Source organism: Winogradskyella ouciana (assembly GCF_009709615.1).
Classification (GTDB): domain Bacteria; phylum Bacteroidota; class Bacteroidia; order Flavobacteriales; family Flavobacteriaceae; genus Winogradskyella; species Winogradskyella ouciana.
This window is the reverse complement of record NZ_WJYA01000020.1, coordinates 1-441: the sequence shown is the minus strand read 5'-3', so window position 1 is coordinate 441 and position 441 is coordinate 1. Positions and strand designations below refer to the sequence as shown.

The following is a 441-nucleotide window of genomic DNA, read 5'->3' as shown; positions in this document are numbered from 1 at the left end:
GGCATTTTGCTGAGTTCCTTAACCATAGTTCACCCGAACGCCTCGGTATTCTCTACCTGACCACCTGAGTCGGTTTAGGGTACGGGCCGCCATGAAACTCGCTAGAGGCTTTTCTCGACAGCATAGGATCATCCACTTCACCACAATCGGCTCGGCATCAGGTCTCAGACTTCATGCACGACGGATTTGCCTACCGTGCGTCCTACACCCTTACCCCGGGACAACCACCGCCCGGGCTGGACTACCTTCCTGCGTCACCCCATCACTCACCTACTACCACCTTGGATCAGCGGCTCCACCACTCCCCTTTGTCCGAAGACTCCAGGGCGGCTTCACGGCCTTAGCATCAGAGGATTCGATGTTTGGCGCTTCAAAGCGGGTACCGGAATATCAACCGGTTGTCCATCGACTACGCCTGTCGGCCTCGCCTTAGGTCCCGAC

At 57.1% G+C, this 441-nt stretch carries 1 rRNA gene; it reads right to left on the bottom strand.

The window, feature by feature from the left end:
• A 23S ribosomal RNA gene (locus F1003_RS18475) occupies window positions 1–441 on the bottom strand; the annotation flags it as partial.